13 protein-coding genes and 2 pseudogenes are annotated in these 11414 nt (G+C 69.0%); 7 read left to right on the forward strand and 8 right to left on the reverse strand.

Annotation, left to right across the window (positions count from 1 at the left end; all coding sequences use genetic code 11):
* Positions 1-13 precede the first annotated feature (13 nt).
* The 3 genes from ACGFT1_RS31215 (at position 14) to ACGFT1_RS31225 (ending at position 1676) form a co-directional block, all read left to right on the forward strand.
* Positions 14-334 carry an SDR family NAD(P)-dependent oxidoreductase gene (locus ACGFT1_RS31215; RefSeq protein WP_373912381.1) on the forward strand — a complete coding sequence of 107 codons (321 nt, stop codon included), beginning with the start codon at positions 14-16 and terminating at the stop codon, positions 332-334.
* A complete protein-coding gene (locus ACGFT1_RS31220) occupies positions 277-540 on the forward strand; it encodes an SDR family NAD(P)-dependent oxidoreductase (protein ID WP_373912335.1) in 264 nt (87 codons plus the stop codon). Before ACGFT1_RS31215 ends, ACGFT1_RS31220 begins: the two co-directional genes overlap by 58 nt.
* Positions 541-611: 71 nt before the next feature.
* Entirely contained in the window at positions 612-1676 is a 1065-nt protein-coding gene (locus ACGFT1_RS31225; protein ID WP_373912336.1) for an aldo/keto reductase, read from the forward strand.
* Positions 1677-2104: 428 nt separating this feature from the next.
* Here ACGFT1_RS31225 and ACGFT1_RS31230 read toward each other — a convergent pair whose 3' ends face one another.
* Complete coding sequence (locus ACGFT1_RS31230) at positions 2105-2494, reverse strand: hypothetical protein (protein ID WP_373912337.1); 390 nt, start codon at positions 2492-2494, stop codon at positions 2105-2107.
* A 138-nt stretch (positions 2495-2632) separates the two neighbouring features.
* Positions 2633-2954 (reverse strand): annotated as a pseudogene (locus ACGFT1_RS31235) (hypothetical protein).
* 213 nt (positions 2955-3167) lie between these two features.
* Between ACGFT1_RS31235 and ACGFT1_RS31240 the strand changes: the two are divergent.
* A complete protein-coding gene (locus tag ACGFT1_RS31240; RefSeq protein WP_373912338.1) occupies positions 3168-3683 on the forward strand; it encodes an ATP-binding protein in 516 nt (171 codons plus the stop codon).
* A gap of 115 nt (positions 3684-3798) precedes the next feature.
* On the opposite strand, the gene ACGFT1_RS31245 is transcribed toward ACGFT1_RS31240, so the two are convergent.
* The 6 genes and pseudogenes from ACGFT1_RS31245 to ACGFT1_RS31270 form a co-directional block, all read right to left on the reverse strand.
* Positions 3799-4251 (reverse strand): DUF5959 family protein, encoded by a 453-nt coding sequence (locus ACGFT1_RS31245; RefSeq protein ID WP_373912339.1) that lies wholly within the window; start codon positions 4249-4251, stop codon positions 3799-3801.
* A gap of 84 nt (positions 4252-4335) precedes the next feature.
* On the reverse strand, positions 4336-4956 hold the full coding sequence (locus tag ACGFT1_RS31250) for a transposase (protein WP_373912340.1): 621 nt from the start codon (positions 4954-4956) through the stop codon (positions 4336-4338).
* Positions 4881-5420 carry a winged helix-turn-helix domain-containing protein gene (locus tag ACGFT1_RS31255; protein WP_373912341.1) on the reverse strand — a complete coding sequence of 180 codons (540 nt, stop codon included), beginning with the start codon at positions 5418-5420 and terminating at the stop codon, positions 4881-4883. The genes ACGFT1_RS31250 and ACGFT1_RS31255 overlap by 76 nt, the downstream gene beginning before the upstream one ends.
* Before the next feature lie 66 nt (positions 5421-5486).
* Complete coding sequence (locus tag ACGFT1_RS31260; RefSeq protein WP_373912342.1) at positions 5487-6032, reverse strand: DUF6882 domain-containing protein; 546 nt, start codon at positions 6030-6032, stop codon at positions 5487-5489.
* Positions 6033-6273: 241 nt separating this feature from the next.
* Positions 6274-7819: pseudogene (mobF, locus tag ACGFT1_RS31265) on the reverse strand (MobF family relaxase); the annotation flags it as partial.
* A 239-nt stretch (positions 7820-8058) separates the two neighbouring features.
* Positions 8059-9351, reverse strand: coding sequence for an MFS transporter (locus tag ACGFT1_RS31270; RefSeq protein ID WP_373912343.1), 1293 nt, complete (start codon positions 9349-9351; stop codon positions 8059-8061).
* Positions 9352-9396: 45 nt separating this feature from the next.
* Here ACGFT1_RS31270 and ACGFT1_RS31275 point away from each other — a divergent pair, with 45 nt between their 5' ends.
* The 3 genes from ACGFT1_RS31275 (at position 9397) to ACGFT1_RS31285 (ending at position 11345) form a co-directional block, all read left to right on the forward strand.
* Positions 9397-10008: a TetR/AcrR family transcriptional regulator gene (locus tag ACGFT1_RS31275; protein WP_373912344.1), complete on the forward strand. Its 612-nt coding sequence runs from the start codon at positions 9397-9399 to the stop codon at positions 10006-10008.
* Between the two features lie 33 nt (positions 10009-10041).
* Positions 10042-10725, forward strand: coding sequence for a transposase family protein (locus ACGFT1_RS31280; RefSeq protein WP_373912345.1), 684 nt, complete (start codon positions 10042-10044; stop codon positions 10723-10725).
* Between the two features lie 398 nt (positions 10726-11123).
* Positions 11124-11345 carry a hypothetical protein gene (locus ACGFT1_RS31285; RefSeq protein ID WP_373912346.1) on the forward strand — a complete coding sequence of 74 codons (222 nt, stop codon included), beginning with the start codon at positions 11124-11126 and terminating at the stop codon, positions 11343-11345.
* The last annotated feature ends 69 nt before the right edge of the window (positions 11346-11414 follow it).

An 11414-nucleotide genomic window follows, 5' to 3' on the forward strand; every position in this document is an offset into this window, starting at 1 on the left:
GACACCGACGCTGATGTCAGCGGTGTCGGCACAGTTGGGGTCACTGGACCTGCTCTTCCTCAACGCCGGGATATCCCGTCCGGCACCGGTTGCCGATGTGACGGAGGAATCGTTCGACGAGCACGCCGACCTCAACTTCAAGGGCCAGTACTTCACCCTCCAAAAGGCCCTTCCCCCCATGAACGACGGCTCGATCGTGCTGACCGGGGGCATCGGTTCCCGTCCGGCAGCCCTGGCGCCACGGTGGGGGCGGCGACGCGCGGCGCACTGCTGGCGATGGTGCCCTCACTCGCGCTCGAACCGGTTCCGCGCAGGATTCGCGTCAACGCGGTAAGCCCCGGGGTCACCGACACCCCGCTGTTCGACAAGCGGGGAGTCCCCCAGGGCGGCCGGGACGCGATGCGCGCGAAGATCGCCTTCGAGCGCTTCGGGTCCAGCCAGGAGGCCACGGAAGTCGTCGCCTTCCTCGCCTCGGACGCCGCCGGCTACATCACCGGCCAGGACGTCACCGTGGCCGGCGGCTACGGGCTCGGCGCCTGATGAGCATCCACGGGCCCTCGACCGGTCCGCACGCAACACACGCCAGGAACCACACCTCACAGGAGAACACGATGGCGCTCACGCTCGACACCTACCGGCAGCTGGGACGTTCCGGCCTGCGGGTCTCACCACTCGCGCTCGGCGCGGCCACCTTCGGCAACGACTGGGGCTGGGGCGCGGAGCAGGACGAGGCGCGGAAGCTGTTCGACCTCTACGTCGAGCGGGGTGGGAATTTCATCGACACCGCGGTCACCTACACCAACGGCACCTCGGAGCGCATGCTCGGCGAGTTCGCCCGTAACCGACGTGACAGTCTGGTCCTTGCGACCAAGTACACGACGCTGCGTCGGCCCGATGACCCCAACTCCGGCGGCGCCAGCCGGAAGAGTCTGTTCGGCGCGGTCGAAACCAGCCTGCGGCAGCTGAACACCGACTACATCGATCTGCTCTACCTGCACGTATGGGACTCCACCACTCCCGTGGAGGAGATCCTGCGTGGCCTGGACGACCTGGTGCGCCAAGGCAAGATCCTCTACATCGCCATCTCCAACACCCCGGCCTGGCAGATCTCACGCATGCAGACGATCGCTGACCTGCGCGGCTGGTCGCCACTGACGGCGCTACAGCTGGAGTACAACCTGGTGGAACGCACCGGGGAGCGTGACCTTCTGCCGATGGCCCAGGAGCTGGGACTGGGAACCGTGCTGTGGTCCCCCTTGGCGGGTGGGGTCCTCACCGGCAAGTACAGCCGCCAGGACTTGACCGCACCGGCGTCCGACCAGATTGAGAGCGCCCGCAAGAGCTTCAACCTGGCCCTGGGCGGAGTGACCGAGCGCAACCTGGCCATCGTGGACGTCGTCAAGGAACTCGCGGAGGAACTGGGCCGGACCCCTGCACAGGTCGGACTGGCCTGGTCCCTGCACAACCCAGTGGTGACTGCGCCCATCATCGGGGCGCGAACTGTCGGACAGCTGCAGGAGAACCTGGGAGCCCTCGAGGTCGACCTCGCCCCGTCCCAGATGGCGCGCCTGGACGAGGTCAGCGCGATCGATCTCGGCTTCCCCCACGCCATGCTCGCCAGTGACCACATCCGCGTACAGACCCGCGGCGACCTGAAGATCCAGGCCCGCCATTGACGGACGCGCACGGGGGCGGCATCCCGCCGTTTGCGCGCGTCGACAATCAATCTTTGCCCCCTGTTCGGCGGTTGGAGCGTCATGTATCTCCCACGGGGAGCGTGCGCAGAGGTGGCCGCGTCCACGGCCGTTGGGAAGCCATCGGACCCCTCGGGGCCCGAGGCGTATCCGGCCCGGGCACGAATCCCTCTCCTGCCGCTGGCTGGACCTGTTCATGCTCGCCCGTCCGGACGAGCCACCCGTCACCGGCCGCTGCGCCGGCCTGCGGGCTACAGGTCCAGGACGGCGCGCAGCGCCTGGTCCACGCGGGCCATGGCCGCGGTGTCGACCGGGATGCCTGCAGGGGGGTGGGGGGCGGCGGCCGAAGCCACCGCGAGACGGTCAGGCGGCGGGCTGCCGGCCCTGGTTGTCGAGGTGGCAGCGGGCGGTCAGGCGTCAGGGTCGACTTCGGGGTGCGTGAACCGCACGGGCTTGCCCAGCGACCGGGCGTAGGCGATTTCGGCTCGGGTGCTGTCTCCGATGCAGTCGCCGACTACGAGCACCTCATCAGCGAGCCGGATCTTCGCCCGGTGCAGATCGTCGAGTCGAGCCTTCAGCGCCTCGGCTTGGACAGGATCGGACGAAAGTTCGTGCGGCGACTTCATGTCACAGCCCGGTTTGACGACAATCTTTCCGGCTTTGGTCTCCCGCAGATCGGCCTCGTTCATCTCGGTCATGAAGCGGGTGGAGCCGCAGATCACGACGATATGCGGGAGGCTCAGCTGCTGCTTCGCGTCGGCGAGCTTCTCCCCGGGGGTGAGCAGGTGCGGGTATGGCACTGGTTCCTCCTGGTGGTGTGGTCCAAGGGGTGCCTGCGGAGACGAGAACGAGGATGCCGAGTATGGCCTGCATCGTGGCGAGAGCGACCAGTTCGGCAAACATCGTGGGCTCCACTCGGCGGACGATGCCCGGCGTCGTCACCACAGCCAGGCGTTGGAGTGCCGCACCCGGGACAAGGCGCGGGCGTCGCGGCGCGCGGCCGCATTGCCGATTCGGTTCTGCCGGGACCGGGGTCGGCGAGACTGCGCGGCGGTGAGGCGGCGCCGTCCGGCGTCCTGGAGTCGCCGCCGTTGCTTGCGCAGTTCCTGCTTCTTCGCCGCCTTCGAGTTCGGCTTCCGGGGTCGCTTCCTGCTTCTTCGCCGCCTTCGAGTTCGACTTCCGGGGTCGCTTCCAGATCGGCTGCCACCCCAGGGGATCATCGGACTCGGACTCCTGGTCCTCGTCGAGCGCGGCGGCCATCTTCGCGCGGGCCGCGTGGGCGCGGGCGAGGGCGTCATCAAGGCTGGGTTTCTTCCGGGGGTGCTCACGCGGCTCCTCCTGTGGTCCGGCCTGTGGTCCGGCCCGGCGTGTGCTGAGTGTCGGGCTGCTGGGTGTGCGGCGGCGGGGCCGTCGCCGGGGCGGGCTGCGGTCGGGGACCGTGGGCGACGGCGCGTTCCCGGATGCCGTCCTGGAGTGTCAGCGATCAGGCAATTCCCCGCTCCGTGTGGTTTCAGCGTCACGCAATTCCCCACCCCTGCGATCACGATTCCCCAGGGGGACGCTGACTGCGGGTCGGGGCCTGGAGGCGCCGACGCGGATCGGTGTTCTCCCTGTTCGAGTGGTTTGAGTGGCTACCTCTGCGCCGGCGGCCACGCGGACCGCACCTGGGACAAACGCATGCGCGAGCTGATCCGCCCCGACGTCCTGATCCTCGACGACTTCGCCATGCGCCAGATGACCGCCATCCAGGCCGACGACCTCTACGAACTGGTCAGCGAGCGGCAGGGACGATCCCTGATCATCACCAGCAACCGGGCACCCAGCGACTGGCATCCCCTGTTCCCCAACCCCGTCGTCGCCGAGTCGCTCCTGGATCGGCTGATCAACACCAGCCACCAGGTCATCATGAACGGCCCCAGCTACCGACCGAACAAGCGGCCCAGGAACCCCACCGAGAAGAACGGAACGGCGACCGCGAAGGCCAGGTGACCTCAGGATTCTTCCGCTCGGCGCGTGGGCACTCAGGCCCAGGCGCCGGGCTGCGGCCCAGCTCGTTGGCGCTACTGAACTTGAAGCCGTGATGTCGGTTGCTGGGATCAGGTGGTCACCGCTTGCGATCGGGGCTCCACTCGTAAGCTCCTGGTGCCGTCTCGATGACTTCGCGGGGCCAGGTCAGTCGGACCTGTTCCAGGCGCCCGCGATGCTCGGCGATCCAGTCTTCCTGGGGTCGGGTTCCCAGGGCTGTCGTAAGGCGGTCCGGGTCGCTGACCTGGATCGACAGCCAGCCGTCTTCGTGCACGTGGATGTCGAGGCTCAGGCCGCGGTCTCCGCCGATGCTGACCGTCTGGCCTGGTCCCAGGTTGGAAAGCTCCTGCTCCCAGGAGTCCAGGTCATGCTGGAAGAGGTAAAGGTCGAGCCGGGCATCGACGAAACTCGCGGAGACGAGCACGTCCGCGTGCAGAATGTCGTGGCCGGTCAGCACGCCCGGCTGGGACCGTCCTGTGACGCGCACGATACAGCGGTTCCCATCCGGATCGGCGAGGTGGATCAGATCCATCGGAGCAGGTTCCGTCATTGAGTTACTCGCTTTCGTGCGCTGGCGTGGGCTGCATCGTCTCCTATCGCCGGACGAGCGAAACAGTCAGGCCCAGCCCTGGAGAGTCACGTGCCCAGGGGCCAAGCCGGTGCCGGCAAGACAGCCGTCGATCACGTCTGGCCGGTACTGGAGCTTCTTGAGTCGATGCTTGACCGCGCGGGTGACTTGACCAAGGCTGGCGGCGGCAAGGTTGCCGATGTCGCGCTTGACCAAGGACCACACGCCCTCGGTTGGGTTGAGGTCGGGCGCGTAGGTGGGCAGCTGAACGACGGTAAGCCACTCGGCGTTCGCGTCGATGAACTCGCGCAGCGGCTTCGCCAGATGCAGTCGGACGTTGTCCCAGATCAGCACGATCGGGCCACCCAACTGGATGCGGGCCCGGACGATCAGATCACGGAAATCGCGCCAGCCGAAGCCCTTCGGCTGGTCCTTGCGCCCGGTGTACTCCCGGACCGCATAGAACAGCCGGGACCGCTCACCAGGCTTGTAGCAGGTCATGCCCACCATCGACACTCGCCCGGAACCGCGGCCGCGCACCCGCACCACCGGCGTGCAGCCCCGGCGGCCCCAGGTCTTGGCACGCGGCGGAGTCATCGACTGCCCGGCCTCGTCCTCAAAGACGATCCAGGCCCCCCGCTCCGCCGCGATGCTCTCACCCGCGGCCATGTCTCCTTCTTCCAGACGTCGACCGAGGTGTCGTCACGCTCGATGGCCCTCCGGGCAGGCTGCTGCCACGACCAGCCATGCCGCTTGAGCAGCAGCCATGTGCCCTCGACCGTGTACGAGACGTGGAACAGGCGACCGATCAGTGTCTTAATCCGAGCCAGGGTCCACCGCTGGCCCACCCAGCCGTGGATCAGCGGTCCGCGCTCCAACTCCCTCTCCAACCGGGCGATCTGCGTACCACTGAGCCTCGGTCGGCCCGGGGATCCCTTCGACAGGACGCCAGCCTTCCCACGCTCGCGCCACTGGCGACGCCACCGCTCCACGGACCGCTCGCTGCCCCGCAGCGCGGCAGCGATCTCCCGATTCTTCTGCCCGCCCTCGAAGCGTTCCACGGCCTGCAGCCGAATCCGCTCCCGGGCGGCCCTCCCGGCGTCGGTCAGCCCGCCCCCCTGCGCGCATCTCACAGTCCAGGGCTACCGGAACGGCCCTCCCACCCTCAGGCGAACGGCTCCGACATCACCCAATCAAGTTCAGTAGCTGACGCTGATGTTGAAGTCGGAGACAGTGCCGTCCGCTGCGGTCAGGGTGACCGGACCGAACGTGATGATGACGGCGGAGTTGCCTCCCGGGCCCCGGTAATAGCCGGTCGCCTCGGTGATCCGAACTGCCAAGGCCACGAGCGTTGCAGCGGCCTTCTCATCGGCCTCGATCTTCGGCTGGGCGAGAGCGGGATGCCCGTTGGCCCCTGCCCAGTCCCGGAAGGTGCGCGCGTCCCGGCTCATGGCGGGCAGGATGCTCTGGTTGGCCCAGGCCCACAGCCAGGAGCCCGAGCCCGGGCTGAAGCTGCCGAGAATCTGTGCCGGCGCCGTGGCTGTCTTGTCAGGGAAGGTCCAGGTGATCATGCCCGTCTGCTGGTCGAGATCCCAGCGGTCCGCCGACCCCAGGCCCCAGGACATGTGCGCACGACCCAGTTCTTCGATCATGTCTTCGCCCTGCAGGAGAAGCACGCTCAGGTCAGCCCGCTCTGCTGCCTGACCAGCACTCTCCGCCTCTTTGGCCTGCTTGAACAATCCCATGCCGCGGAGTCTGTCAGAGATCACTGACTGACCAGTCAGCGGCGCCCCCTCAGAACGGCTACCTGGCCATCGACGAGGCGGGGAATTACGTGATCAACCGGGCGGGGAAATACGTGATCGTCCACATGGAGCACGGCGGCGGCCTCGAGCGTCTGGCGGCCGTCCGCGCCGGACGGTTGAGGTCCGCCTCCAGCCAGCCGGCGCGGGTCTGCTCCACCGTGTCGACGGCGATCTCCTGCTACAGGACTTGGACGGCCTTCCGGTCGCAGTGGAACGGCCGCGGGCGCGACCTCGAGGCGGCGGGCACCGCGACGGTGCGCGGCCGGGGACGGGAGCCCAGGCGCTCCGCACGCCGCGCTGCGCGGACCCGGGCGGCCAGGGCGCCGGCGGCGAGGCGGGCCCGCTCGTACCGGGGCGCAGACCGCTTCCGGGTCAATGGGCGCGGCTTGGCCTGGTCCTCGGTGTCGCGCGGGTACAGGGCGCGCAGGTCGGCGGTCATCATCCGCCGGCTCGCCGGGCGGGTGTAGTCGTCGACGACCGTCTGCACGATCTGTTCGTCCATGCCCGCCTGGTGGGGCCGGCCGCGCAGGTCGTAGGCGAGGTAGCGGCGGGCTTCGGCGAGCAGGTGGTGGCGCTTGAACGCTCCGCGCATCACGTACACCACGGCGACGACGTCGACGGCCGCCAGCGCTATGTCGACCACCGGCCGCACCCACGCCCACACCGCTGCGGCCGCCGCCCGCGCCCGCTCCGCCAGTCGGTCGATGACGTCGGCGCCGTAGGCCCGGAGCGCCGAGGTGCACCATCGCTTGCGCAGTTCGGTCGGCGACAGCAGCTCCGTGCGCTTGGGCGGCCGCTTCTGGTCGGCGGCCCGGCAGGCCAGTGCGTAGGCGGCCCGCTCCCCCGGCGCGTGCCCCTGGCGTTCCTCGTACTTGGCCGTGAGGACGGGCAGCGCGTCCTCGATCTGCTGGCGGCGGGTCGACTGCCAGCCGATGAGCCGCTGGTCGATGCCCGCGATCTCCATGACAGGTCGGCGGCCGGGCGTCACCTCGCGTGGCTCCCACGCCCACCCGAGCCGAGCGGACGCCACCTCCATGAAGTAGGGGATGTAGAGGGTGTCGGCCGCGACGATGTGGGCCATCAGCGAGTCCGCCGACAGGTTGCCCCACGTCCCCTTGTCGTCCGGCCGCCGGGCACGGATCGACACCACCGCGTGATCGTGGAGCAGCGGCTTCGACTCGTCAGCTCTCGACTCGTAGTGCCGGAACACCGCGACGATCAGCCCATCCCTGGTCGGCTTGCGGATCTTGCCGCCGCTCCTCCAGCGGATCTCCACGACCGAATCCTCAAACCACGCCAGCGTCTTGTAGCTGGCGATGTCCTGGCACAGCTCCAGCACGACGCGGGTCTCGTCATCCCCGAGCGGGCACGCGATGCGTGCCGTCGACGGCGCCCGGTACACCAGGTCCATGGTCAGCCAGGGCGTCCGCTCCTTGGCCTTCTCGGTCTTCGGCGAGCGGTTGGGCTCGATGGGCCTGCAGCACGGTCGCCCGCCGCGCCGCCGCCGGATCGTCGCCCGCCTCCAAGCCCTCGCGCTCGATCCGGTCGGCATCCGGGTGCCGGCCTTCCCCCAGGAGCAGTGCCGCCTGCCGCTCGGTCACCACATCGCCGGCCGTGAGGCCGACCGCTGCCAAGCCCCGGCCCTTCCAGACGCCAGGCGGGACACCGGCTTCGTCCTGGGCGGCGCGCAGCGGCCTGCCCGCGGAGCGGCGGCCGTCGCCGACCATCACGCCACGGAAGAGATAGCGCCACCCGTCTCCGGGCGAACCTCCGCTTTGCTGATCACCGGCTCATGAAACCCCGGCGCTGACCTGCAATTGAGCCCGAACCGAGGTCCTTCCCGCCGGGCGGGAGGCCATCACCGAGGGCTGGTGCTCACGTACGTAGTCGCCCCTGGTGGTATCCGCATGGATGGCCCGTTGCGCTGCACTGGGCCAACAAGGGTGCACACCTCTCCCGATACGGCTCATCGGTCGCGCTCCGGCTCAGTCGCTTGTGTATCGCCAGTGCGTCGTCGGACTGTATGAACCCTTGATCTTGGAGTGTCGTTGCTGGCGGGGCGCATGCTGATCAAGCTTGCGGCGAGTAGGAGAGCGCCCCCGATGTAGAAGGGGGCGCGAAGCCCGAAGGAGTCGGCTTCAAGACCCGCGAGAACAGCGCCGAGCGTGATTCCGCCGCCGATGACCATCTGGTAGGCCATGCCGACGCGTCCCAGTAGGTGTGCAGGGACGAGTGCCTGGCGGAGGGACACTGCGGTCACATTCCATGCCAGGTTCGCCGCTCCGTACGCAGCGATGCACGCGCCGGCGACGAGGCCCGAGGGGGCCGCGCCGGCAGCCACTGCGGTGCCTGCAGTGATCGCAGCAGTCAGCCGCAGAACTCGAGGGGGTCGGTAGCGGGCGCTCAGACGAGGGGTCGCCATCGCCCCCGCTACGCCTCCGATCGCGAAGGAGGCGACCAGCAGGGCGAATCCGAGATTGGTCAGGCCCAGGGTCTGCCGGGCGTAGAGCACCAGAATGGCGATGAGACCCCCATCTACGAAGTTGGTGATCCCAGACGTCAGGCAGAGGCGACGGAGCAACGGCTGCTGCCAGAGCCAGCGCACCCCCTGAGTCGTGTCGTCGAGCAACCTCCTCCAAGGGTTTGGTGTGGTTCGCGGCCGTGGACGAAAGTCGCCGCTCAGCGTCAGGGCCAGTACGGCAGCAGCGGCGAACGACACCGCATCGACGGCGAAGGGAAGCGTGGCGCAGACGCCGAAGAGCAACGCGCCCAGCGGGGTACCGAGGAGCGTGTCGGTGATGAGGGACCCGGACTGCAGACGGGCGTTGGCACGCGTCAGTTCCGGGGAGGCAACCAGCGTCGGCACGATGCCTGACCAGGCTCCGTTGTAGAGGGTCTGTCCAAGCCCGAGAAGGAAACCGATGCCGGCCAGCAGAGGCACTGTCATCGCGTCGGCTGTTATCGCGCCGGCGAGCGCCCCGACGGTCACGGCTCGGACAGCGTCGACGACCCAAAGGATGCGGCGACGGTCGAAGCGGTCCGCTATGGCGCCCGAGAGGAGGCCGAACAGCAGCAGGGGCAGTTGTTCGGCCACATAGACGAACGCGACCTGGCGGGGATCGGAGGTGAGCTGAGCCGCGAGCAGCGGCAAGGCGACGAAGCGCATCCCGTCGCCGAGGCTGGAGACGGTCACCGAGGCCCAGACACGCTGGAAATCCGGCCCGAGCTTCGTGTGCTTGAGGCCTCTGGGTAAAAACATGAACTAGACTCTGGTTCAGGTTTTGGAGGAGTGTCAAGGAGCTCTATGGCCGAGATGCATGAGCCGCAGCAGCAACGCAGTCGAGAGAAGGTCGCCCGCATCCTCGAGGTGACAGCTTCTCTGCTGGAGACGACCTCCTACGACGATCTGGGCACCAAGCTGATCGCGGCCGAGGCCGGAGTGTCGGTCGGCGTGCTGTACCGGTACTTCGCCGACAAGGAGGCGATCGTGGCCTCGCTGGTGCGCGGTTGGCTTCAGCTGGATGTGCAGATCGCCGAACGCGTCACGGCCGAGCCGCTCCCTGAACGCTCGCAGGACCTGTTGGAAAAGCTGATCACCGCATACGCCGACCGCTTCCGCAAAGAGCCCGGGTACCGTCGGATCTGGTACCACGGACCGCGCATCGCGTCACTGCGAGCCGACACCCAGCAGACCGATCGGGAGATCGCCGACCGGGTGCACCGGGCCCTCGTCCGCGGCTATGCGATGCCGGACACTGACGCATCACGCCGACGTGGCCGGCTCGCTGTCGAGGTCGCAAGCACCCTGCTCGACCTCGCCTTCCGCGACGATCCCCTGGGAGACACGGAGACTCTTGCCGAGGCGGCACTCATGATGGACCGCTACCTCTTCGCCCCACCAACCAGCTCGGATTGATGCCAGCCACTGCAACGACGGACGCTCGCCCGGGTGGCAGGTGACGCGGTGGCCGGCCAGCTCGCTGCGGGGCGGCGCGGGCATCCGTGGTCGGGCTGGTCGTTCTCCGGCGGGTGGGGCAGTCGGGAGCAGCTGGATGTCACGTTGGTGGAACCGGAGCTGGTGGTGGAAGTCGGCGTCGACGTCGCCCGGGACACCTCCGCCGGTGGCGGCACCCCGCCCGCTGGCACCGCGCCCGCCCCGACCTGTCCCCCACCGACCTTCCCCGCCTGGCGTCGCCGCCACACTGACGGCGACGGGGCGCGGCGGCGCCCGGGCGCTACCCACGACAACACCGCCGCCCGCCACGACCACATCCTGGCCCACCTGAGCGCCGCCGGCCTCGGAGCGTTGGGCGACCTCGGCTTCCACGACCCCGTCATCGTCACCGGCTACACCGCCAGCCGCACCCACAAGCTCACCCTGGGCGAGAAGGAAGCCAACCGCGTCCTCGCGATCGGACGTGCGCCGGTCGAGCACGGCTTCGCCCATCTCAAGAACTGGCGGATCCCCAGCAAGCTCCGCACCGACCCCGCCTCGGCTCCCACGTGGGGTGCGCTCCGGCGGTTGCCGGAACGCACCCCACGTGATCACGTCCCAACCATGTCAGGCTGGAGTCGGAACCGGCCCGCAGCCTGGGACGTCACAGTGGCGTGCGATGTCGTAAGGGGGCAGTGACGGCGGTGGAAGATTGTGGACGCATCCCAGGGCGCGGGCTGCCCTGGTCTTGCCTCGGGGCCGTTCTGGTTGCCGTTTCCTGCCTTTTGACCGCCTGCGGAGCCGACGGCAGCGGAGGTGATTCGCAGGCGCACTCCGCACCGCCGCGTCCCGCGGCTGATCCGCTCACCGCAACGCCCTCGGAGACTGCCTCCAGTACACCGGGACTGCCGACCTCACCGGCTGCAACGCCCTCGGCTACAGCAGCGGCCACGATTGGGTCGTCGCGACCGGCAGGGACCCCGACACGTCCCGGGACGGCTTCCGCCTCACGAGGCTGCGCCGCCGGATCCGCCACCGCCACCCACAGCCCGGGGGGTGCCTCCGTCCGGAGCCTGTGCGTCCGGTCCGGCACAACCGTGACCGTGGTCCTGGAGCGGCGCGCCGAGGGCTCCTGGCCGCAGCCGCGCAGCAGCAATCCGATGCTGGCGCAGGTGACCTCGACCGCCACCGACAGCAAGGGCGTCACCCGCGTCACCGTCCGTGCCGCGCGCACCGGCGCGGTGACCATCACCTGGGGCCCGCAGGGTGCGGCCATCTTCACGCTCCGGCTGAGCGTGGCGGCGTATCCGGTGCAGTGAACCAAACGCGCGGCGGCCGGCCCGCTACCCGCTGAAGGGGTGCGCGCCGGCCGCCGTGTGACGGAAATC

The organism is Streptomyces sp. Y20 (assembly GCF_043195475.1).
GTDB lineage: Bacteria > Actinomycetota > Actinomycetes > Streptomycetales > Streptomycetaceae > Streptomyces.

Bases quoted from the DNA above. Each gene is read 5' to 3' on its own strand.
- ACGFT1_RS31215 (WP_373912381.1), top strand. From the start codon at position 14: ATGTCAGCGGTGTCGGCACAGTTGGGGTCACTGGACCTGCTCTTCCTC.
- ACGFT1_RS31220 (WP_373912335.1), top strand. From the start codon at position 277: ATGGTGCCCTCACTCGCGCTCGAACCGGTTCCGCGCAGGATTCGCGTC.
- ACGFT1_RS31225 (WP_373912336.1), top strand. From the start codon at position 612: ATGGCGCTCACGCTCGACACCTACCGGCAGCTGGGACGTTCCGGCCTG.
- ACGFT1_RS31245 (WP_373912339.1), bottom strand. From the start codon at position 4,251: ATGGATCTGATCCACCTCGCCGATCCGGATGGGAACCGCTGTATCGTG.
- ACGFT1_RS31250 (WP_373912340.1), bottom strand. From the start codon at position 4,956: ATGGCCGCGGGTGAGAGCATCGCGGCGGAGCGGGGGGCCTGGATCGTC.
- ACGFT1_RS31260 (WP_373912342.1), bottom strand. From the start codon at position 6,032: ATGGGATTGTTCAAGCAGGCCAAAGAGGCGGAGAGTGCTGGTCAGGCA.
- ACGFT1_RS31270 (WP_373912343.1), bottom strand. From the start codon at position 9,351: ATGTTTTTACCCAGAGGCCTCAAGCACACGAAGCTCGGGCCGGATTTC.
- ACGFT1_RS31275 (WP_373912344.1), top strand. From the start codon at position 9,397: ATGGCCGAGATGCATGAGCCGCAGCAGCAACGCAGTCGAGAGAAGGTC.